Origin of the sequence: Bacillus sp. FSL K6-0138 (genome assembly GCF_037982765.1) — a bacterium.
GTDB classification, from domain to species: Bacteria; Bacillota; Bacilli; order Bacillales; family Bacillaceae; genus Bacillus; species Bacillus glycinifermentans.
Map to the genome: position 1 here is coordinate 1453180 of NZ_CP150286.1, position 24781 is coordinate 1477960.

General features: G+C 48.3%; 21 protein-coding genes. 19 read left to right on the forward strand and 2 right to left on the reverse strand.

Features of this window, described 5'->3' with window-relative positions; genetic code table 11:
* Positions 1 to 29 precede the first annotated feature (29 nt).
* From ilvC to yihA, 11 genes are all read left to right on the forward strand, one after another.
* Positions 30 to 1058, forward strand: coding sequence for a ketol-acid reductoisomerase (gene ilvC, locus MHB78_RS07895; protein WP_046132039.1), 1029 nt, complete (start codon positions 30 to 32; stop codon positions 1056 to 1058).
* Positions 1045 to 2601: a 2-isopropylmalate synthase gene (locus tag MHB78_RS07900; RefSeq protein ID WP_046132040.1), complete on the forward strand. Its 1557-nt coding sequence runs from the start codon at positions 1045 to 1047 to the stop codon at positions 2599 to 2601. Before ilvC ends, MHB78_RS07900 begins: the two co-directional genes overlap by 14 nt.
* 27 nt (positions 2602 to 2628) lie before the next feature.
* Complete coding sequence (leuB, locus tag MHB78_RS07905; protein ID WP_046132041.1) at positions 2629 to 3741, forward strand: 3-isopropylmalate dehydrogenase; 1113 nt, start codon at positions 2629 to 2631, stop codon at positions 3739 to 3741.
* 33 nt (positions 3742 to 3774) lie between these two features.
* Positions 3775 to 5193, forward strand: a complete 1419-nt coding sequence (gene leuC, locus MHB78_RS07910) for a 3-isopropylmalate dehydratase large subunit (protein ID WP_046132042.1) — start codon at positions 3775 to 3777, stop codon at positions 5191 to 5193.
* A 12-nt stretch (positions 5194 to 5205) separates the two neighbouring features.
* The gene (gene leuD / locus MHB78_RS07915; RefSeq protein ID WP_046132043.1) at positions 5206 to 5805 is read left to right on the forward strand and encodes a 3-isopropylmalate dehydratase small subunit; all 600 of its coding nucleotides are present in this window, start codon (positions 5206 to 5208) and stop codon (positions 5803 to 5805) included.
* A 123-nt stretch (positions 5806 to 5928) separates the two neighbouring features.
* Positions 5929 to 6936, forward strand: a complete 1008-nt coding sequence (gene ddcA, locus MHB78_RS07920) for a DNA damage checkpoint antagonist DdcA (RefSeq protein WP_046132044.1) — start codon at positions 5929 to 5931, stop codon at positions 6934 to 6936.
* A 229-nt stretch (positions 6937 to 7165) separates the two neighbouring features.
* Positions 7166 to 8440: a trigger factor gene (gene tig / locus MHB78_RS07925; RefSeq protein ID WP_046132045.1), complete on the forward strand. Its 1275-nt coding sequence runs from the start codon at positions 7166 to 7168 to the stop codon at positions 8438 to 8440.
* 270 nt (positions 8441 to 8710) lie between these two features.
* Positions 8711 to 9976 (forward strand): ATP-dependent protease ATP-binding subunit ClpX, encoded by a 1266-nt coding sequence (gene clpX / locus MHB78_RS07930; protein WP_046132046.1) that lies wholly within the window; start codon positions 8711 to 8713, stop codon positions 9974 to 9976.
* 126 nt (positions 9977 to 10102) lie between these two features.
* Positions 10103 to 11758, forward strand: a complete 1656-nt coding sequence (gene lonB, locus MHB78_RS07935) for an ATP-dependent protease LonB (protein ID WP_046132047.1) — start codon at positions 10103 to 10105, stop codon at positions 11756 to 11758.
* A gap of 203 nt (positions 11759 to 11961) precedes the next feature.
* Positions 11962 to 14286 (forward strand): endopeptidase La, encoded by a 2325-nt coding sequence (gene lon, locus MHB78_RS07940; RefSeq protein ID WP_046132048.1) that lies wholly within the window; start codon positions 11962 to 11964, stop codon positions 14284 to 14286.
* Positions 14283 to 14870 (forward strand): ribosome biogenesis GTP-binding protein YihA/YsxC, encoded by a 588-nt coding sequence (gene yihA / locus MHB78_RS07945; RefSeq protein ID WP_046132049.1) that lies wholly within the window; start codon positions 14283 to 14285, stop codon positions 14868 to 14870. Before lon ends, yihA begins: the two co-directional genes overlap by 4 nt.
* A 47-nt stretch (positions 14871 to 14917) precedes the next feature.
* Here the strand turns inward: yihA and MHB78_RS07950 are convergent, their stop codons facing one another.
* Positions 14918 to 15403 (reverse strand): FUSC family protein, encoded by a 486-nt coding sequence (locus MHB78_RS07950; protein ID WP_046132050.1) that lies wholly within the window; start codon positions 15401 to 15403, stop codon positions 14918 to 14920.
* 185 nt (positions 15404 to 15588) lie between these two features.
* Here MHB78_RS07950 and hemA point away from each other — a divergent pair, with 185 nt between their 5' ends.
* The 8 genes from hemA (at position 15589) to ysxE (ending at position 24508) form a co-directional block, all read left to right on the forward strand.
* Positions 15589 to 16950, forward strand: a complete 1362-nt coding sequence (gene hemA, locus MHB78_RS07955) for a glutamyl-tRNA reductase (protein ID WP_046132051.1) — start codon at positions 15589 to 15591, stop codon at positions 16948 to 16950.
* A gap of 4 nt (positions 16951 to 16954) precedes the next feature.
* Positions 16955 to 17785 carry a cytochrome c biogenesis protein CcsA gene (gene ccsA / locus MHB78_RS07960; RefSeq protein ID WP_046132052.1) on the forward strand — a complete coding sequence of 277 codons (831 nt, stop codon included), beginning with the start codon at positions 16955 to 16957 and terminating at the stop codon, positions 17783 to 17785.
* 35 nt (positions 17786 to 17820) lie between these two features.
* Complete coding sequence (hemC, locus tag MHB78_RS07965) at positions 17821 to 18762, forward strand: hydroxymethylbilane synthase (protein WP_046132053.1); 942 nt, start codon at positions 17821 to 17823, stop codon at positions 18760 to 18762.
* Positions 18752 to 19540: a uroporphyrinogen-III synthase gene (locus MHB78_RS07970; protein ID WP_046132054.1), complete on the forward strand. Its 789-nt coding sequence runs from the start codon at positions 18752 to 18754 to the stop codon at positions 19538 to 19540. Before hemC ends, MHB78_RS07970 begins: the two co-directional genes overlap by 11 nt.
* Positions 19541 to 19543: 3 nt before the next feature.
* Positions 19544 to 20518, forward strand: a complete 975-nt coding sequence (gene hemB / locus MHB78_RS07975) for a porphobilinogen synthase (protein WP_046132055.1) — start codon at positions 19544 to 19546, stop codon at positions 20516 to 20518.
* 26 nt (positions 20519 to 20544) lie between these two features.
* On the forward strand, positions 20545 to 21840 hold the full coding sequence (gene hemL / locus MHB78_RS07980) for a glutamate-1-semialdehyde 2,1-aminomutase (protein WP_046132056.1): 1296 nt from the start codon (positions 20545 to 20547) through the stop codon (positions 21838 to 21840).
* A gap of 123 nt (positions 21841 to 21963) precedes the next feature.
* Positions 21964 to 23469 carry a LysM peptidoglycan-binding domain-containing protein gene (locus tag MHB78_RS07985; protein WP_046132057.1) on the forward strand — a complete coding sequence of 502 codons (1506 nt, stop codon included), beginning with the start codon at positions 21964 to 21966 and terminating at the stop codon, positions 23467 to 23469.
* Between the two features lie 16 nt (positions 23470 to 23485).
* Positions 23486 to 24508, forward strand: coding sequence for a spore coat protein YsxE (gene ysxE, locus MHB78_RS07990; RefSeq protein WP_046132058.1), 1023 nt, complete (start codon positions 23486 to 23488; stop codon positions 24506 to 24508).
* 36 nt (positions 24509 to 24544) lie between these two features.
* Here the strand turns inward: ysxE and MHB78_RS07995 are convergent, their stop codons facing one another.
* On the reverse strand, positions 24545 to 24736 hold the full coding sequence (locus MHB78_RS07995) for a hypothetical protein (protein WP_082094150.1): 192 nt from the start codon (positions 24734 to 24736) through the stop codon (positions 24545 to 24547).
* Between the last annotated feature and the right edge of the window lie 45 nt (positions 24737 to 24781).

Consider the following 24781-nt stretch of genomic DNA (forward strand, 5'->3'; position numbering starts at 1 on the left):
CTTAAAAACAAAAAAAGGGAGAGATTGAAATGGTAAAAGTATATTACAACGAGGATATTAAAGAAAACGTATTGGCAGGAAAAAAAGTGGCGGTTATCGGATACGGTTCACAAGGCCATGCGCATGCGCTGAACCTGAAAGAAAGCGGAGTCGACGTCATTGTCGGCGTCAGAAAAGGAAAATCGTTCACGAAAGCGGAAGAAGACGGCCATCAAGTATTTACTGTAAAAGAAGCAGCGGCACAGGCTGATATCGTCATGGTTCTGCTTCCTGATGAACAGCAGCAAAAAGTGTATGAAGCCGAGATTAAAGATGAGCTTCAAGCCGGCAATTCGCTCGTTTTCGCACACGGTTTCAACGTTCATTTCCATCAAATCGTTCCTCCGGCAGACGTTGACGTATTCCTCGTCGCTCCTAAAGGACCGGGACATCTCGTCAGAAGAACGTTCGAGCAGGGCGCAGGAGTGCCGGCGCTGTTCGCGATTTATCAGGATGTATCAGGTGAAGCGAAAGACAAGGCGCTTGCATATGCGAAAGCGATCGGCGGTGCGAGAGCAGGAGTGCTTGAAACAACATTTAAAGAAGAAACTGAAACAGACTTATTCGGGGAACAGGCGGTTCTGTGCGGAGGACTGACATCCCTAGTCAAAGCCGGCTTTGAAACGCTGACAGAAGCAGGATACCAGCCGGAACTCGCATACTTTGAGTGTCTGCACGAGCTGAAGCTGATCGTAGACCTGATGTATGAAGAAGGCTTGGCAGGCATGAGATACTCCATTTCCGACACGGCGCAATGGGGAGATTTCGTATCAGGTCCGCGCGTTGTCGATGAAAATGTCAAAGCTTCTATGAAAGAAGTATTGAAAGACATCCAAAACGGAACGTTCGCGAAAGAATGGATCGTTGAAAACCAAGTAAACCGCCCGCGCTTTAACGCCATCAATGCAAGAGAAAATGAGCATGAAATCGAAGTGGTCGGCAGAAAGCTTCGCGAAATGATGCCGTTTGTCAAACAGGGCAAAAAGAAGGAAGCGGTGGTAGCCGGTGCGAAAAATTAACTTTTTTGATACGACACTCCGCGATGGCGAGCAGTCACCAGGCGTCAATTTAAACACGCAGGAGAAGCTGGCGATCGCCCGGCAGCTGGAAAAACTCGGGATCAATATTATGGAAGCGGGTTTTCCCGCTTCATCCCCCGGGGATTTCTACGCTGTAAAGGAAATCGCGCAAACGATTAAAAACTGTTCGGTAACAGGGCTTGCCCGTTCTGTCAAAGGGGATATCGATTCGGCCTGGGAGGCGCTGAAAAACGGGGCTGAACCGCGGCTGCACGTATTTATTGCGACCTCTGACATCCATTTGAAATATAAGCTGAAAAAAACGCGGGAGCAAGTGCTGGAACAGGCGGTGGCAATGGTTAAATACGCGAAGCGGAAATTTCCGGTCGTGCAATGGTCGGCAGAAGATGCGTGCCGTACGGATCTGGCGTTTTTAGCCGAAATCGTGAGCCGGGTAATCGAAGCCGGTGCGGATGTCATCAATCTTCCGGACACGGTGGGGTATTTGGCGCCGGCCGAGTACGGAAACATTTTCCGCTACATCAAGGAAAATGTCCGCAATGCAGACAGGGTCAAGCTTTCAGCCCATTGCCACGATGATTTGGGAATGGCCGTCGCCAACTCTCTGGCCGCCATTGAAAACGGCGCTGACCAAGTGGAATCGGTAATCAACGGCATTGGCGAAAGAGCGGGGAATGCGTCTCTTGAAGAAATTGCCGTTGCTCTCCATATTCGGAAGGATTTTTACCAGGCGGAGTCTACGATTCAATTGAATGAAATTAAACGGACAAGTGATTTGGTGAGCAAGCTGACGGGAATGGCCGTTCCGCGCAATAAAGCGGTCGTCGGCGACAACGCTTTCGCACACGAATCAGGCATCCATCAGGACGGTTTCCTAAAAGAAAAAACAACGTACGAAATCATTTCGCCGGAGCTTGTCGGCGTCAAGACAGACGCGCTTGTGCTCGGAAAGCATTCAGGGCGCCATGCGTTTAAAGATAAGCTGCAAAAGCTCGGATTCCAGTTTGCGGAAGAGGAGATCAATAAGTTTTTCAACATATTTAAAGAGCTGACAGGAAAGAAAAAAGAATTTACAGATGAAGACCTGATTTCTCTTATCCTTGAAGAAAAAGCGACAGACCGCAAAATCGGCTACGATTTGGTGTCGCTTCAAGTCCATTACGGCACATCGCAAGTTCCGACGGCGACGGTTTCGTTGAAGGACCAAAAGACGGATCAGGTCATTCAGGAAGCGGCGACGGGAGCGGGCAGCGTTGAAGCGGTCTATAATACGCTGAAGCGCTGTATGGATAAAGAAATCCAGCTCTTAGACTACCGGATTCAATCCAACCGCAAAGGGCAGGACGCATTTGCCCAGGTGTATGTCAGGGTGTTGATCGACGGAAAAGAATCAGGCGGCCGCGGAGTCGCGCAGGATGTGCTTGAAGCTTCGGCAAAAGCGTATGTAAATGCGGTGAACCGCCTTCTCGTTTACCAAACGAATGCGGAAGGCTTGCTAAAGGAAGCGGCTGTAGGATCATGACAGTGAAAAGGAAGGAGTTGGTTTAACGTGAAAAAACGAATCGCACTTTTGCCAGGTGACGGAATCGGCCCCGAGGTGCTGGAAGCGGCGGTAGACGTTCTGAAAAGCGTTGCCGAGCATTATCAGCATGATTTCGAATTTGAATACGGTCTGATCGGCGGAGCTGCCATCGATGAGGCGGGTGTGCCGCTACCGAAGGAAACGGTCGCCGTCTGCCAAGGAGCTGACGCCATTTTGCTCGGAGCCGTAGGAGGACCGAAATGGGATCAAAATCCTTCTGACCTGAGACCGGAAAAAGGGCTCCTCGCCATTCGCAAACAGCTCGATCTTTTCGCTAACTTGAGACCTGTCAAAGTGTTTGAAAGCCTTGCCGAAGCCTCTCCTTTAAAAAAGGAATATATTAAAGGCGTTGACTTTGTCATCGTCCGCGAGCTGACGGGCGGTCTATATTTCGGAAAGCCGAGCAGGCAGTACGTCAATGAAAACGGCGAGGAAGAAGCCGTTGACACGCTGTTCTATAAAAAATCCGAAATGGAACGGGTCATCAGGGAAGCTTTCCGAATGGCAAAGGGACGCAAAGGAAAAGTCACATCCGTCGATAAAGCGAACGTTCTTGAATCAAGCAAGCTGTGGAGAAAGACGGCCGAAGAAGTCGCTCAAGAATTTCCTGACGTGAAGCTTGAGCATATGCTCGTCGACAATGCCGCAATGCAGCTCATCTATCATCCGGGTCAATTTGACATCGTCGTCACTGAAAACATGTTCGGCGATATTTTAAGCGATGAAGCTTCGATGCTGACGGGATCGCTCGGCATGCTGCCGTCGGCCAGCTTATCAAGCTCAGGCCTCCATCTGTATGAGCCTGTTCACGGGTCAGCTCCTGACATCGCGGGACAAAACGTCGCCAATCCGCTTGCAGCCATTTTGTCGGCGGCGATGATGCTCCGCACGTCATTCGGCCTTGAAACGGAAGCGAAAGCCGTTGAAATCGCCGTTGATCAAGTGCTTCAGTCCGGAAAAAGAACAAAGGATCTTGCAAAAGGCGGAGAGCATTGTACGACAAAGGCGATCACGGGAGAGGTTAAAGCAGCACTGGCAGATGACAACGCCATTTCGAACATCATGACCGCTTACGTTTAAGGAAAACGGATATTGGTAGAGGGAGGAAACAAGATGACGCCTCGAACGATCATCGAAAAAATTTGGGATCAGCATGTCGTTAAAAAAGGAGAGGGAAAGCCCGACCTTTTATACATCGATCTGCATTTAATCCATGAGGTCACTTCACCCCAGGCCTTTGAAGGTCTGAGACAAAAGAAAAGAAAGGTGAGAAGGCCTGAGAATACGTTTGCCACGATGGATCATAACATCCCGACCGTGAACCGGTTTGAGATTCATGATGAAGTCGCAAAACGGCAGGTCAGCGCGCTTGAACGAAATTGCGCAGAATTCGGCATCCGCCTTGCCGACCTGTCGAGCCCTGATCAGGGAATCGTCCATGTCATCGGACCTGAGCTCGGTTTAACGTTGCCGGGAAAAACGATTGTCTGCGGCGACAGCCATACGTCAACGCACGGCGCGTTCGGCGCGCTCGCATTCGGAATCGGAACGAGCGAAGTCGAGCATGTGCTTTCAACGCAGACGCTTTGGCAGCAAAAACCGAAAACGCTTGAAATCCGCGTTGACGGCACACTGCAAAAAGGCGTCACAGCAAAAGACGTGATCCTTGCCATCATCGGAAAGTACGGTGTTAAATTCGGCGCCGGCTATGTCATTGAATATACGGGCGAAGTGTTCCGAAACATGTCGATGGATGAACGGATGACCGTCTGCAACATGTCGATCGAAGCCGGGGCAAGGGCTGGGCTTATCGCACCTGATGAAACGACGTTTGAATATATTAAAACGAAAAAATATGCGCCAAAAGGCGAAGCGTTTGAAAAGGCCGTCGAGGAATGGGAGAGTCTGAGGACCGATCCGGGAGCTGTATACGACCGGACGATTGTTCTGGACGGCAATGAGATTTCCCCGATGGTGACATGGGGCATCAATCCGGGAATGGTTCTGCCGGTTGATGAAGCCATTCCGGGCCCTGAGGCGTTCGACCAGGAAGACGATAAAAAAGAAGCGCTGCGCGCCTATGAATATATGGGACTTGAACCATATAAAAAAATCGAAGATATTACGATTGAGCACGTGTTTATCGGCTCATGCACGAACTCGCGGCTGACGGATCTCCGCCAGGCGGCCGAGATAATCAAAGGGCAAAAGGTCGCCGACGGCGTCAGGGCGATCGTTGTTCCCGGTTCGCAAAGCGTCAAAATCCAGGCGGAAAAAGAAGGCCTTCATGAGATCTTTACCGAGGCCGGCTTCGAATGGAGAGAATCGGGATGCAGCATGTGCCTGAGCATGAATAACGACGTCGTTCCGGAAGGAGAGCGCTGCGCCTCCACGTCAAACCGGAATTTTGAAGGAAGGCAGGGCAAGGGAGCAAGAACGCACCTCGTCAGTCCTGCAATGGCGGCGATGGCTGCGATTTTCGGCCGTTTTGTCGATGTCAGAAAGCACTTTAAAGAAAAAACAGTCGTGTAAAGGAGTGAAAAGATGGAGCCTTTAAAAACGCATACCGGAAAAGCGGCGGTATTAAACAGAATTAATGTAGACACGGATCAAATCATACCGAAACAATTCCTGAAACGGATCGAAAGAACGGGCTACGGCCGCTTCGCATTCTTTGACTGGCGGTATTTGGAGGACGGTGCGCCGAATCCGGAATTCGAGCTCAACCGGCCCGAATATGAAGGGGCATCGATTTTAATCGCTGGTGAAAACTTCGGCTGCGGCTCCTCGAGGGAGCATGCGCCGTGGGCTTTGAACGATTACGGCTTTAAAATCATCATCGCGCCGTCGTTTGCCGACATTTTTCATCAAAACTGCTTTAAAAACGGGATGCTGCCGATCCGCCTTCCTTATGACACGTGGAAGGAGCTTGCTGCACATTATGAACATCAGTCGCTGCCTTTGACAGTCGACCTCGAAAAGCAGACGATTACGGATCACGGCGGGAAGCAGATTGCATTCGACGTTGATCCGCACTGGAAGGAAATGCTTTTGAACGGCTATGACGAAATCTCATTAACGCTGCTATTGGAAGATGAGATTGAACAATTTGAAAAACAGAGAAGCCCCTGGCTGCAAGTTTAAAAAAGCTGTCCGATTTTTTCGGAAGCTTTTTTTTGCTGAAAGGGGCAGAAACGGTTCTTTCTTGTGTTTAGCGGGCCGGGTTGGTACACTTGATAAAAATAAGTGCCTGAAAGGAACTTAAGCATGAAGCGTGACAAGAAAAATTCAAAGATCATCCCGTTCCCTAACGTGAAAGAGCGGTTAGTGCATAAAGGGATGTCCGCCCTAAAAGAAAAAAATTACCATGAAGCACTGCGGCTGTTTTCAGAGGCGAGGAATTACGATGAAGAGGAATCTGACATTTATCTCGGAATGGCAATATGCTTTCTGGAAATCGGCGAGCTTGAAGAAGCGAGGGGCATCTGTGAAAAAATGCTCAAGGAGGGCCAGGGTCACTATTTTACGGTTTTACAGGTCTATATGACGATTTTAATTCAGCTTAGACAGTATGATAAAGTAAAGGAAACGATCGAAGCCGTTCTTGAGGAAAACAAGCTGCCCCCCGAAAGCGCTGAACAGTTTTATAAACTGCTCGAATTCAGCCGCAAGATGACCGAAGAGCCGGAGGCGGAGGACATCATAGAGGATCCGTCAGACGCCGAGGGCTACGACCGTGAGAAAGTTTTAAACGACACCGGCGAGCAGGTGAAGCTGATCCATGCGCTGAAAGACCGGAATCTCTCGAAATACGCCGGTTTATTGAAAACGATTCTGCAGCATCCGAACGGGCATCCGGTCGTAAAGACGATGATCCTTCAGCTCCTGGCCGAGTCGGACTATGAAAAACCGACGCTCGTCACAAAATTTGGCGAATCGATGACAATCAATCCGAAAGAAACGGTCAAGCCTGATGACATGCCGATTTTAAAACACGTCCTGAACGTCCTTGACGATACGCTCGGAAATGAGAATCCCTCGCTGTATCAGGCGGTTGAAGAATTGTGGCGCAGGCATCTCTATGTGCTGTATCCGTTTCAGCCGAAATACTCGAACCGCGAGCTTTGGGCCGCCGCGCTTCATAAGGTCGGATATGAAATGCACGGCATCGACATTGACAAAAGCGAGCTTCACATTCTCTATGATTTCAATGACGGACAGCTTGAAGAAGCGTGCGCGATGATCAAAGACATAGAAGAAATTTCTTACTTGTAAATGTTGAAAGCAGCAGGCATTGTGTTATAATAAAGTGGTTGCATTTATGAAACGGAAGGCGATTGTTCCGTTTGCCGCTAAAGATTCATTATTTATCTTTGCATACATAATGATGGCTCATGAGGAAGAACTAAGCTGACGGCAGGATCAATGTTTTGATGGACGAAGCCGCGTGCTTGTTTTAAAATGGAAAACCGACACAACCTGAATAGATTTTGGAGGGAAACACATGTCAGTAAAATGGGAAAAGCAAGAAGGAAACGAAGGCGTTTTAACGGTTGAGGTTGATGCTGATACCTTTAATAAAGCCCTTGATGATGCATTCAAAAAAGTAGTGAAGCAAGTATCCATTCCTGGATTCCGTAAAGGAAAAGTGCCGCGCGGCTTGTTTGAGCAGCGTTTCGGTGTTGAAGCGCTTTATCAGGACGCACTGGACATCCTGCTTCCTGTCGAATATCCGAAAGCGGTTGAAGAAGCGGGTATTGAGCCTGTTGACCGTCCGGAAATCGATGTTGAAAAAATCGAAAAAGGCGAGAACCTGATCTTCACTGCGAAAGTAACGGTTAAACCTGAAGTGAAGCTTGGCGAATACAAAGGGCTCGGCGTTGAAAAAGACGATACTGCCGTAACGGATGAAGACGTACAAAACGAACTGAAGTCTCTTCAAGAGCGCCAGGCAGAGCTTGTCGTCAAAGAAGACGGAAAAGTGGAAGAAGGAGACACCGTTGTTCTTGATTTCGAAGGATTCGTTGACGGCGAAGCTTTCGAAGGCGGAAAAGCGGAGAACTATTCTCTGGAAGTCGGTTCAGGCTCTTTCATTCCGGGCTTTGAAGACCAGCTTGTCGGACTGGAAGCCGGCGCTGAAAAAGACGTTGAAGTCACATTCCCTGAAGAATATCATGCTGAAGAATTGGCCGGCAAACCAGCCGTCTTCAAAGTGAAAATTCATGAAATCAAGGCGAAAGAGCTTCCTGAGCTTGATGACGAGTTCGCGAAAGACGTCGATGAAGAAGTCGAAACGCTTGCCGAACTGACTGAGAAAACGAAAAAACGCCTTGAAGAAGCGAAAGAAAACGAAGCGGATGCAAAATTGCGCGAGGAGCTTGTTTTGAAGGCTTCTGAAAATGCTGAGATCGACATTCCTCAAGCGATGATCGATACAGAGCTTGACCGCATGATGAAAGAATTCGAACAGCGTCTGCAAATGCAAGGCATGAACCTTGATCTTTACTTCCAATTCTCAGGCCAGGATGAAAACGCGCTGAAAGAGCAAATGAAAGAAGATGCCGAAAAACGCGTAAAATCAAACTTGACGCTTGAAGCCATCGCAAAAGCCGAAGACCTTCAAGTTTCTGACGAGGAAGTCGAAGAAGAGCTTTCTAAAATGGCTGAAGCGTATAACATGCCTGTTGAAAACATCAAACAAGCGATCGGTTCTACAGACGGCATGAAAGAGGATTTAAAAATTCGCAAAGCAATTGATTTTCTTGTAGAAAACCGTTAATATGTTTCATAATCATAGTTTATATAAAACAGGGCGCGAGTGTTTCGTGCCTTGTTTTATACAATTTTGACTTATCGGCCCTTCTTTTGGAAAGGATAGATAATGTCAAGCGGATCAACATACATATTGAATATGCCGGAAAGGCAAACACAATGTTATCGCCTTTTTGGAAAGTGTGGTAAAATGCAATACATAATGGAACGAATGTTTTACAGCGTATGTTTCTTTTAACGAAGAAACGGATATGACAAGGATATAAGGGGTGAAAGAATGTTTAAATTCAACGAGGAAAAAGGACAATTGAAATGCTCGTTTTGCGGAAAAACCCAAGATCAGGTACGCAAGCTTGTCGCCGGACCAGGCGTATATATATGTGATGAGTGCATCGAACTTTGCACTGAGATCGTCGAAGAGGAGCTCGGCAATGAAGAAGAAGTGGAGTTTAAAGATGTTCCGAAGCCGCAGGAAATCCGTGAAATTCTTGATGAATACGTAATCGGCCAGGACCAGGCGAAAAAATCCCTTGCCGTAGCCGTTTACAATCACTATAAACGGATTAACTCCAACAGCAAAGTCGACGATGTCGAGCTGTCGAAGAGCAACATTTCCATGATCGGACCGACAGGAAGCGGAAAAACGCTTCTTGCCCAAACGCTTGCACGCATCTTAAATGTGCCGTTTGCGATCGCTGACGCTACCTCCCTGACGGAGGCGGGCTATGTCGGTGAAGACGTGGAAAACATTTTGCTGAAGCTGATCCAGGCGGCTGACTATGACGTGGAAAAAGCCGAAAAAGGCATTATCTACATCGATGAAATTGACAAAGTCGCGAGAAAGTCGGAGAACCCTTCGATTACGCGCGATGTTTCAGGTGAAGGCGTCCAGCAGGCGCTTCTGAAAATTCTTGAAGGCACGGTTGCCAGCGTTCCGCCTCAAGGCGGAAGAAAGCACCCGCATCAAGAATTCATCCAAATTGACACGACCAATATCCTGTTCATCTGCGGCGGGGCTTTTGACGGAATCGAGCAGATTATCAAACGCCGTCTCGGTCAGAAAGTCATCGGTTTCGGCGCCGACAACAAGCACGAAGACCTTGAGAAAGAAGCGCTGTTGTCCAAAGTGCTTCCTGAAGATTTGCTTCGCTTCGGCTTAATTCCGGAATTCATCGGCCGGCTTCCGATTATCGCCAGCCTTGAACCGCTTGATGAAAAAGCGCTGGTTGAAATTTTGACAAAACCGAAAAATGCACTTGTAAAACAATACGCGAAAATGCTTGAACTGGATAATGTGGAGCTTGTCTTCGAAGAAGAAGCTCTCAAAGCAATCGCCAAAAAAGCGATCGAACGCAAAACAGGTGCGCGCGGACTTCGTTCCATTATCGAAGGAATCATGCTTGACGTGATGTTTGACCTGCCGTCACGCGACGATATCGAAAAATGCGTGATTACGGCAGAAACCGTCACTGACGGCGAGCCGCCGCGTCTGATTATGAAAGACGGCACCGTCGCCACCGAAGACAAAAAAACGTCGGCATAATGCTTACATCCCCCTGAAGCTTCAGGGGGTTTTTGTTTGGCCAAAATTATCCCTTCCGAAACGTTTATTCCCTCTCCCAACAGGAAATACTAACAGACATAGATCAGATACGGGAGGGACCATCAGTTGAGCTGGACGAGCATTGCACTTTTTGTACAATTATTTTTCGGGATTATCATCGGATTATATTTTTGGAATCTGCTTAAAAACCAAAGAACGCAAAAGGTTACGATAGACAGAGAATCCAAAAAAGAGATGGAACAGCTCCGGAAAATGAGATCAATCCATTTATCAGAACCTTTATCAGAAAAAGTCCGGCCGACAAGCTTTCATGACATTGTCGGCCAGGAAGACGGAATCAAAGCGCTGAAAGCCGCTCTTTGCGGACCGAATCCTCAGCACGTGATCATCTACGGCCCTCCGGGGGTCGGAAAAACGGCAGCCGCCCGGCTCGTCCTGGAAGAAGCAAAAAAAAATAAACGTTCTCCTTTTCGGGATTCTTCCGTTTTTGTGGAGCTTGACGCAACGACGGCCCGATTTGATGAGCGGGGAATTGCCGACCCTTTAATCGGTTCGGTTCATGACCCGATTTACCAGGGAGCCGGCGCGATGGGACAGGCGGGAATTCCGCAGCCGAAACAAGGGGCCGTCACACATGCCCATGGAGGCGTTTTATTTATCGATGAAATCGGAGAGCTTCATCCGATTCAAATGAATAAAATGCTGAAAGTGCTGGAAGATCGGAAAGTCTTTCTGGAAAGCGCCTATTACAGCGAAGAAAACACGCAAATTCCGAAGCATATTCACGATATTTTTCAAAACGGGCTGCCGGCGGACTTCAGACTGATCGGCGCGACGACGAGAATGCCCGAGGAAATTCCTCCCGCCATCCGCTCGCGCTGCCTTGAAGTGTTTTTCCGAGACCTTGAAAGGCACGAATTGAAAACCGTCGCGAAAAAAGCGGCTGAAAAAATTAAAAAACACGTAACAGACGAAGGGCTCGACCTTTTGACATGCTATGCGAGGAACGGGCGCGAAGTCGTCAATATGATGCAGATCGCCGCCGGGATGGCGCTTACTGAAGACCGCGACCACGTCACTCTCGAGGATATCGAATGGGTGATCCATTCCAGCCAGCTGACGCCGAAATATGAACAAAAAATCGGAGGTAAGCCGCAGATCGGCATCGTCAACGGTCTTGCGGTACACGGTCCGAACAGCGGCTCTTTGCTAGAGATCGAAGTTACTGTCAATCAAGCGGCTGATAAAGGATCGATCAATATTACCGGCATTGCCGAAGAAGAAAATATCGGCAATCAGTCAAAATCGATCCGCCGGAAAAGCATGGCGAAAGGGTCTGTTGAAAACGTCATGACCGTCCTCAGGACAATGGGGGTAAAAGCTTCAGATTATGACATCCACATTAATTTCCCGGGCGGAATCCCGGTTGACGGGCCGTCGGCTGGAATTGCGATGGCCGCGGGCATTTTTTCGGCAATCCACAAAATCCCGATCGACCATACGATCGCGATGACTGGTGAAATCAGCCTGCACGGCCGGGTTAAACCGATCGGCGGCGTGATTCCGAAAATTAAAGCTGCCAAGCATGCGGGCGCGAAGACGGTCATTATCCCGCATGAAAATGTCCAGTCCATCTTAAAGCAGATCGAAGGCATTCGCATCGTTCCCGTCAAAACGCTTCAGGAAGTGCTTGACCTTTCATTGGTCAATCCGCCTTCAGAAATGCCGGACGGCGTAAAGATCAAAAAAGAATCCGTATAATCCTCATCACTTTTCGGTGAGGATTTTTTAACGGGCCGTATCCGGGCAAGTTTTCTTTGCGGAGGACATCTTTTCCTTTTTCAGAAGTGAAAGAAAGGGTATACTACAGGAGACCCTTTTAATTCGCGGGACTTACCATTGTACATCGATAAAAAAAGTGTATTATAATGTTTCTTACTAAAGTTACGGAGGTGTCAGTCAAAATGGCAGATGAAACGAAACGAAGCATCCCGCTCCTCCCTTTAAGAGGTTTACTCGTCTATCCGACCATGGTGTTGCACCTTGATGTAGGACGCGAAAAGTCGGTGCAGGCGCTTGAACAGTCTATGATGAATGACCATATGATTTTTCTTGCAACACAAAAGGACATATCGATAGACGAACCGGATGAAGAAGAAATCTTCCCATTCGGGACCTACACGAAAATCAAGCAGATGCTGAAGCTTCCGAACGGAACGATCCGCGTTTTAGTGGAAGGCATTCAGCGCGCCCGAATCGTTGAATACCATGATTTGGATGATTATACATCGGTTACGATCGAGCGAATCGAAGAGGATACTGAAAAAGATGTTGAAGATGAAGCACTAATGCGCACCCTGCTCGACCACTTTGATCAATACATAAAGATTTCCAAAAAAATATCGGCTGAAACGTTTGCCGCGGTAACAGACATTGAAGAGCCCGGGAGAATGGCCGATATCGTCGCTTCCCACCTTCCGCTTAAGTTAAAGGACAAGCAGGAAGTGCTGGAAACAATCGATGTGAAAGCAAGGCTGAATAAAGTGATCGACCTGATTCACAATGAAAAAGAAGTCTTGGAGATTGAGAAAAAAATCGGGCAGCGCGTGAAGCGTTCAATGGAAAGAACGCAAAAGGAATACTACCTCCGCGAGCAAATGAAAGCCATCCAAAAAGAGCTTGGAGACAAAGAAGGAAAAGCGGGCGAGGTTCAAAAGCTTACGGATAAAATCGAAGAGGCCGGTATGCCGGACCATGTGAAAGAAACGGCATTCAAAGAGCTGAACCGGTACGAAAAAATCCCGTCAAGCTCTGCAGAAAGTTCAGTGATCCGCAATTACATCGAATGGCTGATTTCGCTTCCGTGGAATGATGCAACAGAAGACAGGCTTGATATTCACCTTGCCGGCAAAATTCTTGATGAAGAGCATCACGGCCTTGAGAAAGTCAAGGAGCGGGTTCTTGAGTACTTAGCCGTCCAAAAGCTGACAAAGTCATTAAAAGGACCGATTTTGTGTTTGGCCGGACCTCCCGGCGTCGGAAAGACTTCCCTTGCAAAATCGATCGCTAAATCGCTCGGGCGGAAATTCGTCCGCATTTCGCTTGGCGGCGTCAGGGATGAATCCGAAATCCGCGGCCACCGCCGGACGTATGTCGGGGCGATGCCCGGCCGGATCATTCAGGGAATGAAAAAAGCGGGCAAAATCAATCCAGTATTTCTGCTGGATGAAATTGATAAGATGGCCTCAGATTTCAGGGGCGACCCTGCTTCAGCGATGCTTGAAGTGCTCGATCCTGAGCAAAATCACACGTTCAGCGACCATTATATAGAAGAAACGTTTGACTTATCGAAGGTTTTGTTTATCGCGACAGCGAATAATCTGGCGACAATTCCTGCTCCGCTTAGAGATAGAATGGAAATCATTACGATCGCGGGCTATACCGAAGTGGAGAAGGTGGAAATCGTCAAAGACCATCTTCTGCCGAAGCAGATCAAGGAGCATGGGCTGAAAAAATCAAATCTGCAAATGCGGGACCAGGCCGTACTTGATGTCATCCGCTATTATACGAGGGAAGCCGGGGTGCGGAACCTTGAGCGCCAAATTGCCGCGATCTGCAGAAAAGCGGCAAAGCTGATCGTCTCAGGAGAAAGAAAAAGAATCACGGTCACAGAGAAAAATCTCGAGGACTATCTAGGAAAACGGATCTTCAGATACGGGCAAGCGGAGCTGGATGACCAAATCGGCGTCGTGACGGGGCTTGCTTATACAACAGCCGGGGGTGATACGCTTTCTATTGAAGTGTCGCTTTCACCGGGTAAAGGCAAGCTGATCTTAACCGGAAAACTCGGCGATGTCATGAGGGAATCGGCGCAGGCTGCATTCAGCTATGTCCGTTCAAAAGCGGAAGAATTAAAGATCAGTCCGGATTTTCATGAAAAGCATGACATTCACATCCATGTTCCCGAAGGCGCGGTTCCGAAGGACGGCCCGTCCGCCGGCATCACGATGGCGACCGCTCTCGTTTCTGCACTGACGGGCCGCCCGGTTTCCCGCAATGTCGGCATGACCGGGGAAATTACGCTGAGAGGCCGGGTGCTTCCGATCGGCGGCCTGAAAGAAAAAGCGCTCGCCGCGCATCGGGCCGGACTGAAAAACATCATCATACCGAAAGATAATGAAAAAGACATTGAGGACATTCCGGAGAGCGTGCGGGAAGGATTGAATTTTATACCCGTCTCTCATCTGGATGAAGTCCTTAAGCAAGCGCTAGTGGGAGTAGAGAAATGAAAGTAACAAAATCAGAAATCGTCATCAGCGCGGTGAAACCCGAGCAGTACCCTGAAGGGGGGCTGCCGGAGATCGCGCTTGCCGGGAGATCCAATGTCGGGAAATCATCATTCATTAATACAATGATCAACCGGAAAAATTTAGCGAGAACGTCTTCAAAGCCCGGCAAAACACAGACGCTCAACTTCTATATCATCAATGATGTGCTCCATTTCGTCGACGTTCCGGGCTACGGGTTTGCAAAAGTGTCCAAGACCGAGCGCGAAGCGTGGGGCCGGATGATCGAGACGTATTTGAGGTCGCGAGAAGAACTGAAAGCAGTCGTACAAATCGTCGACCTCAGACACGCGCCTTCGCAGGATGATGTCATGATGTATGACTTTTTAAAGCATTATGATATTCCGGTGATTGTCATTGCGACAAAGGCTGATAAGATCCCTAAGGGAAAATGGGATAAGCATGCAAAAGTCGTCAGGCAGACGCTGGATATTGAAGATGGAGACAAACTGATTCTGTTTTCCTCGGAAACGAAAAAAGGAAAGCAGGAAGCATGGGCCGCAATTGAACAAATGATCAGCGGCTGAAAAAAAGCACTTGCGTCAAGGATGCAGGTGCTTTTTTGCGGAATAAATTATTTTCTTTTTAAGAATAATAAGAGCAGACTGACTGCAATCAGTGCGGCCGGCCAGTATGCTTCTACATAGGATGTTTCAATTTTAAGCGATTGGAGCCAGGCGATGATCCGGTTGAAAAAATAAAGATACAGCGCAAAAGCGATCATCAAAAAACTTTCAAATTGATATTCTTTCGTGCGAAGCGATCTGATGAACAGGGCGCATCCGGCAATCAGGACGACTGCGGTGAAATCGTCGGCTTGTCCGAAAAGCTCCTGTTTAAAGGCGAAATAACTGCCGATTGCGGCAAGCAGCAAGCCGGCAAAAAAATGAACGTTATCGGCTTCTTTGTGCCCCTGATATAAAAATGCCAGGCCGACGAGAGCGGCTAAAACAGACCATTCCCCTTGTCCGTCAAAGAGGCTGATTTGTCCGGAACGCAATATTGCGTAAATCGATACGGCGAGGAACAGGCACGGGAGCAAAATCGATTTCTTTTTCAAAATATCACCTTCTCGTTGTAAAGAAAATAGGAAAGCAATTTCTACTATAACACAACATTTTTTTAAAATCTGTTCACATTTTGTGAAGAGAAAATAGTGAATATATGTTATAATCGTTATGAATAATAAATTCTATATTATAATAATTCTAATCTAGATAGATGTTGGGGGTGCAAGCAGGAATTATGCATATACTTGTTGTGGGATTGGATTACAAATCGGCCCCTGTTCATATACGCGAAAAATTAACGTTTCAGCCCAGCGATTTGGGGCGTGCCATGTCGCAGTTAAAAGAAGAGAAAAGCATACTCGAAAACATCATCGTGTCGACATGCAACCGAACAGAACTGTATGCTGTCGTAGATCAGTTGCACACCGGACGCTATTATATGAAAAGGTTTTTGGCGGATTGGTTCGGCATGGACAAAGAAGACATGTCGCCTTACTTGAAATATTATGAAAATGACGGAGCGGTAGAACATCTGTTCCGTGTATCGTGCGGCCTTGATTCAATGATCATCGGCGAAACGCAGATTTTGGGCCAAGTGCGCACAAGCTTCAAGCTCGCTCAGGAAGAGAAGACGATTGGTACCGTTTTCAACTATTTGTTTAAACAGGCTGTCACCGTTGCCAAACGCTGCCACGCTGAGACGGACATCGCATCAAATGCGGTATCTGTCAGCTATGCCGCCGTTGAGCTGGCGAAAAAAATCTTCGGCAGCCTTGCGGATAAGCACGTTCTCATTCTCGGAGCGGGCAAAATGGGAGAGCTTGCCGTACAAAACCTTCACGGGCAAGGAATCGGACAGGTTACGGTCATCAACAGAACATTTTCAAAGGCAAAAGAGCTGGCCGGCCGCTTTTCAGGCGAGGCAAAGAGCCTGAACGAGCTGCAATGCGCTCTGACGGAAGCTGACATTCTCATCAGCTCGACCGGTGCAAACGGCTACGTCATTACAAAAGAGATGATCGAACAGGTCAACAAGCTTCGGAAAGGCTGTCCGCTTTTCATGGTGGATATCGCTGTGCCGCGCGACCTTGATCCTGCGCTTCAAGACGTGGAAGGCGTCTTTTTGTATGACATCGACGATCTTGAAGGCATCGTCGAGGAAAACTTGAAAGAGCGCCAGGCCGTGGCTGAAGAAGTCGAGCTCATCATCGAGGCTGAAATCGTTGCCTTTAAGCAATGGCTCAATACGCTCGGAGTCGTTCCGGTCATCTCGGCATTGAGGGAGAAGGCCCTCGCGATCCAGTCTGAAACGATGCAGAGCATTGAGCGCAAGCTGCCTCATTTAAGTACGAGGGAAAAGAAGCTTTTAAATAAACATACGAAAAGCATCATCAACCAGCTTTTGCGCGATCCGATTTTAAAAGCGAAAGAGTTTGCCTCAGAATCGGATGCTGAGGAAAAGCTCAGCCTGTTCACACAGATTTTTGATATTGAAGAAGCGGCTTTCGCGAATGAAAAGGAACAAGATGAGCGCCAGCTGGTTCAAGGCTTTACAAAACAGCATCAGCAGGGCTTCACCTCTATCGCGAGTGAGTGACGTCATGACGGATACACTGCTAGCAAGGCTTAATGAAGGCACGATCGTGTTATATGCGCTCAGCGTTCTCTTTTATTTTATAGATTTTCTACAGCACAACCGGAAGGCAGGCAGAGCGGCCTTCTGGTTGCTTTCTATTGTCTGGATTCTTCAGACGGTGTATCTTTTTTATTTTATGTGGTATACCGAGGCGTTTCCTGTGCTGAATAATGTGCAGGGTCTTTATTTTTATGCCTGGGTGCTTGTCACGCTGTCCCTTGTATTGACAAAGCTCTTGAAGGTGGATTTTCTCGTCTTTTTCACAAACGTGATCGGCTTTTCCATGGTGGCGATTCATACGTTTACACCGACCGCACAGCAGTCGGCGGAGCTTTCGGGCAGGCTGGTGTCAGAGCTTCTGATCATTCATATTACGATGGCGATTCTCTCATACGGAGCATTTTCTTTGTCATTTGTCTTTTCAATGCTTTATCTTTTTCAGTACAATTTATTGAAAAAGAAAAAGTGGGGAAAATGGCTTTTGAGAATCGAGGATTTGGCAAAGCTTGATTACATGGCGTACGTCCTTAATATCATCGGCGTGCCCATGCTCCTCTTGAGCCTGATACTCGGAATCATCTGGTCATATGTGTCGCTTGAGACCCTGTACTGGACGGACCCGAAAGTGCTCGGCTCCATCGTGCTTCTCTTTTTATATGGTTATTATTTATTTATCAGGATCGTCAAAGAGCTGCAGGGGAGGATCGCGGCTATGTGGAATACCGCGTCTTTTCTTGTTCTCTTAATCAATTTCTTTTTACTAGGCAGCTTTTCACAATTTCATTGGTTTAGTTAAAACGGTTGCCCGTACGGAAATGGGAGGAAGAACATATGAGAAATATCATCGTAGGCTCAAGAAGAAGCAAATTGGCGATGACCCAGACGAAATGGGTAATCAAAAAACTGGAGGAACTGCATCCGAATGTTACATTTGAAATAAAGGAAATCGTGACGAAAGGCGACCGGATTCTTGACGTCACCTTGTCAAAGGTCGGCGGAAAAGGCCTTTTCGTTAAAGAAATCGAGCAGGCCATGCTTTCGGGAGAAATTGATATGGCCGTTCACAGTATGAAAGACATGCCGTCCGCGCTTCCGGAGGGCCTTGTGATCGGATGCGTTCCGAAGCGGGAGGATGTCCGCGACGCGCTGATTTCAAAAAAACGTCAAACACTCGCAGAGCTTCCGCAGGGGGCGGTTGTCGGCACAAGCAGCCTGCGGAGAAGCGCCCAGCTTTTGCAGATCCGTCCCGACCTTGAGATTAAATGGATCAGAGGGAATATCGACACAAGGCTCAAAAAGCTTGAGACAGAGGAGTATGACGCGATTATTTTAGCGGCTGCCGGCCTTTCGAGAATGGGCTGGAAAGACGATGTCGTGACGGAGTTTCTTGAGCCTGAGAGCTGCCTGCCTGCAGTCGGGCAAGGCGCGTTGGCGATTGAGTGCAGAGCTGCGGACGAAGAGCTGCTAGGCCTGTTATCCGGGCTGAATGACCGTTACACAGAACAGACTGTCACCGCTGAACGCGCTTTTCTTCATGCGATGGAAGGCGGCTGTCAAATTCCGATTGCGGGTTTTGCCGTGATGAATAAAGAAGATGTCATCGAACTGACCGGTCTTGTCGCCTCTCCGGACGGCAAAACGGTATACAGGGAAAAGACGGGCGGGACAGATCCCGCAGCCGTCGGCAAAGAGTGCGCCGAACGGATGGCGCAAAAAGGAGCCAAGGCTTTAATTGACCGGGTCAAACAGGAGCTGGACGATCATGAATCGTGATCTTCCTCTGCAGGGAAAGAAGGTGCTCGTCACCCGCAATAAAGCGCAAGCCCGGTCATTTGGAAAAAAGGTGAAGGATTTGGGAGGAGAAGCGGTATTAACCTCTTTGATCTCGTTCCGGCCTGCTCTCTCTTCTGATCGGGCCCCGCAATTTCATGCGGACATCGGCCGGGCGGACTGGCTTGTCTTTACGAGCGTAAACGGAGCGAAGTTCTTTTTTTCTTACATGGAAGATCACGGAATCGGGATTTCGGCCGCATCCAAGGCGAAGGTTGCCGCTGTCGGCGAAAAGACCGCCCGATATTTAGAAGACAGGAATGTCGGGGTTGACCTTATTCCGGAACGTTACGTCGCTGAAGATCTGGCTGAAGCGCTGCAGCAAAAAATCGGGCCGAGTGACAAGGTAGCGGTTTTGAAAGGGAATTTATCGCGCGATGTTATAAAAGAAACCCTTACTCCGCTCGGCATTGACATTTCGGAGTGGGTTTTGTATGAAACCGTCCCTGACACGGATGGAATGCGTCTGCTCAAAAGTGCGGCGTCGCGTGAAGCGTTTGATTTCGTGACGTTTACGAGCTCTTCGACCGTACATGCGTTTATGAGCATGTTGAAAGAGGAGAGCAAAAGGTGGGCTGAAAAAGGCACATCCTTTATCAGCATCGGGCCTTTGACGAAAAAGGTGCTCTCGGAATACGGGATCCCTTCAACTATGCCGGAGGTTTATACAATTGACGGAATGCTGGATGCGATGTGCAGCATTTCAAGAAAAGGAGAATGACAAATGAAAGCATCATTTCACAGACACCGCCGTCTGCGGACAACGGCAGGCATGCGGAAGCTTGTCAGAGAAACCGAATTAAGAGCGTCAGACTTTATTTATCCGATTTTTGCAATCGAAGGAGAAAACATTAAAAGTGAAGTGCCTTCAATGCCCGGCGTGTATCAGCTGTCACTGGACAGACTGAACGAAGAACTTGAAGAAGTCGCAAGCCTCGGCATTCAATCGGTTATCGTTTTCGGCGTGCCGGAACATAAAGATGCTGTCGGAAGTGGAGCATATCATGACCATGGTATCGTCCAAAAAGCGATCGCAAAAATAAAAGAGGACTTCCCGGAGCTTGTCGTAGTCGCCGATACGTGCCTTTGCGAATATACGGATCACGGCCACTGCGGCCTCGTCGAGAACGGCGAAATCTTAAACGACGAATCGCTCGCTCTCTTGGCGAAGACGGCGGTCAGCCAGGCCAGGGCCGGCGCTGACATCATCGCGCCGTCCAACATGATGGACGGGTTCGTTGCCGCCATCAGGGAGGCGCTTGATGAAGAAGGATTTACGAACGTGCCGATTATGTCTTACGCTGTAAAATATGCGAGTGCGTTTTACGGGCCGTTCCGCGATGCAGCGGGAAGCAGCCCGCAGTTCGGAGACCGGAAAACGTATCAAATGGATTACGCCAACCGTCTGGAAGCCATCAGAGAAGCAAAATCCGATGTTGAAGAAGGCGCCGATTTTCTGATCGTCAAACCGACTCTCTCCTATTTGGATATCGTCCGCGACGTGAAAAACGAGTTCAATCTGCCTGTCGTAGGATATAATGTGAGCGGAGAATATTCGATCGTAAAAGCGGGAGGCCAAAACGGCTGGATCGATGAAAAAGCGCTTGTCCTTGAAATGCTGACAAGCATGAAACGGGCAGGCTGTGATTTGATCATCACGTATTTTGCAAAAGATGCAGCAAAATGGATTGCAGAATAACGAAAATCGACTGGAGGTTTTAGCGAATGCGGAGCTATGAAAAATCTAAAGCGGCTTTCAAAAAAGCCCAGCAAGTGCTGCCGGGCGGAGTAAACAGTCCGGTCCGCGCGTTTAAATCGGTAAACATGGATCCGATTTTCATGGAACGGGGCAAAGGTTCGAAGATCTATGATATCGACGGAAACGAATATATTGATTACGTCTTATCATGGGGTCCGCTCATTTTGGGACACAGCAACGAACAAGTTGTGAAAAGCATTCAAGAGACTGCGCAAAACGGGACAAGCTTCGGTGCGCCGACCGAGCTGGAAACAGAGCTCGCTGAGCTTGTCATTGAACGCGTCCCTTCCATAGAAATCGTCCGGATGGTCAGCTCGGGAACCGAAGCGACGATGAGCGCATTAAGGCTTGCACGGGGATACACGGGCCGGAATAAAATCGTGAAATTTGAAGGCTGTTACCACGGGCACGGCGATTCGCTGCTCATCAAGGCGGGCTCCGGAGTCGCGACGCTCGGCTTGCCTGACAGCCCGGGTGTTCCTGAAAGCATTGCCAAAAATACGATTACAGTTCCTTACAATGATCTCGAAACGATGAAGCTTGTCTTCCAAGAGTTCGGAGACGACATCGCCGGTGTTATCGTTGAGCCTGTAGCAGGCAACATGGGTGTCGTTCCGCCTGTTAAAGGGTTCCTTGAAGGGCTCCGCGAGCTTACCGAAACATATGGTGCGCTGTTGATCTTTGACGAGGTTATGACGGGCTTCAGGGTCGATTATAATTGCGCTCAAGGCTATTTCGGCGTGACGCCTGATTTGACGTGTCTCGGAAAAGTGATCGGCGGCGGGCTTCCAGTCGGCGCGTACGGAGGAAAAGCTGAAATCATGGAGAAAATCGCGCCGAGCGGACCGATTTATCAGGCCGGCACATTGTCCGGCAACCCGCTTGCCATGACAGCCGGGCTCGAAACATTGAAGCAGCTGACGCCTGATTCTTATCGGGAATTTTCACGGAAAGCGGATCTTCTTGAAAAAGGAATTTCTGAAGCCGCCCGGAAAAACGGCATCCCGCATACGTTTAACCGGGCGGGATCGATGATCGGCTTCTTTTTCACAGACGGGCCTGTCATCAATTATGAAACCGCCAGACAGTCTGACCTCAGCCTGTTTGCCGACTATTACAAAGGCATGGCGGATGAAGGCGTGTTCCTGCCGCCGTCACAGTTTGAAGGGCTGTTTTTGTCAACCGCCCACACGGATGAAGACATTGAACATACGATCAGAGCGGTTGAACGGGTGTTCAGCGCGATCAGCCGCAAAAAGTAAAGAACGAAGGAGGCTGCCGGCATTGCCGGCGGCCCTTTTTTTTATGTTCATATTTTGCCGTTTTTTTTCATACATCTTTACTGACATCTAATTTTAAAAATTAGGTGAAGGGAGGATATCAGTTTGCCGCAAAACCACCGTTTGCAATTTTCTGTGGAAGAGTCGATCTGTTTTCAAAAAGGACAGGAAGTATCGGAATTGTTATCGATATCATTGGATCCTGACATTTCCGTTCAGGAAGTGAATGATTACGTATCAATACGCGGGTCATTAGAGCTGACAGGCGAATACAACATAGATCAAACCCGGGAGTATGCTGAGCTGCCTGCGACAAGCCGATTTGTGGAAGACGTAAAATTGAAAGGGGACGGAAGCGCCGAGCTGACGCATTGCTTTCCCGTAGATATTACGATTCCGAAAAACAAGGTGAATCATTTAAACGATGTATTTGTGTTTATTGATGCTTTCGATTATCAGCTGACAGATGCCCGCATGCTGACGATTCAGGCGGACTTGGCGATTGAAGGCCTGCTGAATGTGAGCGGGGAAGAAGAGGAGAAAAACGGGGCGCACACCCCGCCGGTCCTGGGGGAAATTCCTCAGTATGAAGAAGAACCTGAACCTGCGTACCGGTCTTATCCGGATGAAGAAGACGATCCTGAAGAAAAGACGTTTTCCATTAGCCTAGACGCTCCGTACGATGACCAGGAAGTAGAAGAAGAAACATACGAAGATGAAGATGAAACCGATGAACAAACGGTTCCGATTTATCAATCGTTTCTCGGAGAATCCGGAAACGAAGCAAAACCGTTTTTTGCCGCTTCATTGTCCGCTGCGGAAAGAACGAAGCGCGAGCTGGAAACGCAAAAGGAAACTGAGGAAGTAAGAGAAGAGGTAAAAACAGAACGGAATATGGAAGAAAGCAGCAGGGATGCAAAAGCGGAACTGAGAATGGAGGAAAGCAGCAGGGACGCAAAAGCAGAACCGAGAATGGAAGAAAGCAGCGGGGACGCAAAAGCGGAACCGAGAATGGAAGAAAGCAGCGGGAACGCAAAAACGGAACCGAGAATGGAAGAAAGCGGCAGGGACGCAAAAGCGGAACCGAGAATGGAAGAAAGCGAGGCGGCGGAAGAGACGGCGGAAGAGACGGCGGAACCGTTATACAGGTCTTATTCCGATTCTGAAGAAACAAAGGAAACACCGTTTTTCGGCGTTCCTCCTATTCTGCAGGATGAAGAAGAGCAGGAGGAAAGGGAGTCCTTTGAAATTGAAGTAAAACAGGAAACAGCAGAAGAAGAACCGGAGCCGAGCCATTCCATCGTAATTCCGGAATACTCTTTTCATGAGCAGGAAGAGCCTGAAGAAGAACGGGATGACAACGCGGAAGAAGAAACGAAAGAGAACGATAACGCGCTCTATTTAACGAAACTGTTTACAAAACAAGGGGAGGAGGAGTTTGCGCGAATGAGGATGTGCATCGTTCAGCAAAATGATACAATCGACCTTCTGTGCGAACGTTACGGCATTAATGCCCAGCAGCTCATCCGGATGAATTCCCTTTCTCTTGATGAAGAATTAAAGGAAGGACAAATCCTTTATATTCCCTATTATCAAAACAGCCATGCCTGATGCGTGGTGAGCAGAAATGGAAGATATCCAGTCTGTTTTGCATGAATACGGGCTTGCCGCTCAATATGTTGAGCCCGTCAGTCGAAAAGTGTGGAAAGTATATACGAACCACGGCGTATTCGCCCTGAAAAAACTGGTCGCTTCAAGGAATGCCCGTTTTACGGAGCAGATGATCATCCTTGAGGAGAAGGGCTACAGAAATTTCGTTCCCGTTTACAGAAACCGGTCAGGGGAATTTTTGACCGGTGCGGGTGCTGATGTCTGCTATTTAATGCCGTGGCTGTCGCTTCAAAAAGAGGAAGAGCGCGATCAAAAGCACGAATATTTATTTCAGGAAATCGCTCTTATTCATCAGAAAACGGAAAAAGAAACCGATATAAGGCAAGAGGATACGCTCGGGCACTATGAACGGACAAAACGAAAATGGGAAGCGCAAAAACAAAGATATGAAGAGTTTCTCACAGTGGCGGAAAAAGAATGGTACATGTCGCCATTTCAGCTTCAGGCCGCAATGTATTACAAAGAGACGCTGTCCGCCGTCGATTTTGCGCTTGAACGTCTTGATGAGTGGTACGAAGCCATCAAAGGTAAGGAGTCTTCCAGACTCGTCTTAAACCACGGGCAATTGTCCGTCCGCCACTTTCTGTATAATGATATGGGCACGGGCTACTTTACCAACTTTGAGAAAGCGGGATACGGGCCGCCTGCAAATGACCTTATCGTATTTTTTACGAGAATGTTTAAGACAAATCCCGTCATGTGCCCGGAATGTGTAAGCTGGTTTTATACGTATCACAAAGTCTACCCTTTGCGCGATGAAGAAATCAGCTTGTTTTTAAGCTATATGGCTTATCCGGCAGCCGTATTTGATGAGCTGAAACGCTATCAGACGGGAAAACGCTCCGGAGAGAAAGAAGAATGCACAAGACTGCTGAAGGCGTATTGGCAAATGAAAAATGCGGAGCCGCTCGTAATGGGCATCCATCAAACAGAAGAAAACCGAAAACTCCAGGCAGAAACAGAGTCCCCATCATCATGATGCGGACTTTTCTGCTTGCAGCAGGCCTTGCCTGTTTTATATCCAGTCAAGGTGAAAGGCGCATGCAAGGAATATGAGAATACCCAACAGGAGAACATCAAACGTCGTTGGAAAGAAAAGGGTTCGAATGCCTTGAAAGATCGTAAGCGGGAGGATGACTTGAACACCGACAAGCTTTATCTGTTTCAGCCACGGCTGGAGCGAGTGAATGTTGAACTTTTTCCGCACCTTATGCCTCCTCTCCTTTTCGTTACAGCATCATATGAGAAAACG

Coding starts and splice junctions, on each gene's coding strand:
- lon (WP_046132048.1), top strand. CDS start 11,962: ATGGCAGATGAAACGAAACGAAGCATCCCGCTCCTCCCTTTAAGAGGT.
- leuC (WP_046132042.1), top strand. CDS start 3,775: ATGACGCCTCGAACGATCATCGAAAAAATTTGGGATCAGCATGTCGTT.
- hemL (WP_046132056.1), top strand. CDS start 20,545: ATGCGGAGCTATGAAAAATCTAAAGCGGCTTTCAAAAAAGCCCAGCAA.
- hemA (WP_046132051.1), top strand. CDS start 15,589: ATGCATATACTTGTTGTGGGATTGGATTACAAATCGGCCCCTGTTCAT.
- tig (WP_046132045.1), top strand. CDS start 7,166: ATGTCAGTAAAATGGGAAAAGCAAGAAGGAAACGAAGGCGTTTTAACG.
- MHB78_RS07970 (WP_046132054.1), top strand. CDS start 18,752: ATGAATCGTGATCTTCCTCTGCAGGGAAAGAAGGTGCTCGTCACCCGC.
- yihA (WP_046132049.1), top strand. CDS start 14,283: ATGAAAGTAACAAAATCAGAAATCGTCATCAGCGCGGTGAAACCCGAG.
- ddcA (WP_046132044.1), top strand. CDS start 5,929: ATGAAGCGTGACAAGAAAAATTCAAAGATCATCCCGTTCCCTAACGTG.
- ilvC (WP_046132039.1), top strand. CDS start 30: ATGGTAAAAGTATATTACAACGAGGATATTAAAGAAAACGTATTGGCA.
- leuD (WP_046132043.1), top strand. CDS start 5,206: ATGGAGCCTTTAAAAACGCATACCGGAAAAGCGGCGGTATTAAACAGA.
- clpX (WP_046132046.1), top strand. CDS start 8,711: ATGTTTAAATTCAACGAGGAAAAAGGACAATTGAAATGCTCGTTTTGC.
- ccsA (WP_046132052.1), top strand. CDS start 16,955: ATGACGGATACACTGCTAGCAAGGCTTAATGAAGGCACGATCGTGTTA.
- hemB (WP_046132055.1), top strand. CDS start 19,544: ATGAAAGCATCATTTCACAGACACCGCCGTCTGCGGACAACGGCAGGC.
- hemC (WP_046132053.1), top strand. CDS start 17,821: ATGAGAAATATCATCGTAGGCTCAAGAAGAAGCAAATTGGCGATGACC.
- ysxE (WP_046132058.1), top strand. CDS start 23,486: ATGGAAGATATCCAGTCTGTTTTGCATGAATACGGGCTTGCCGCTCAA.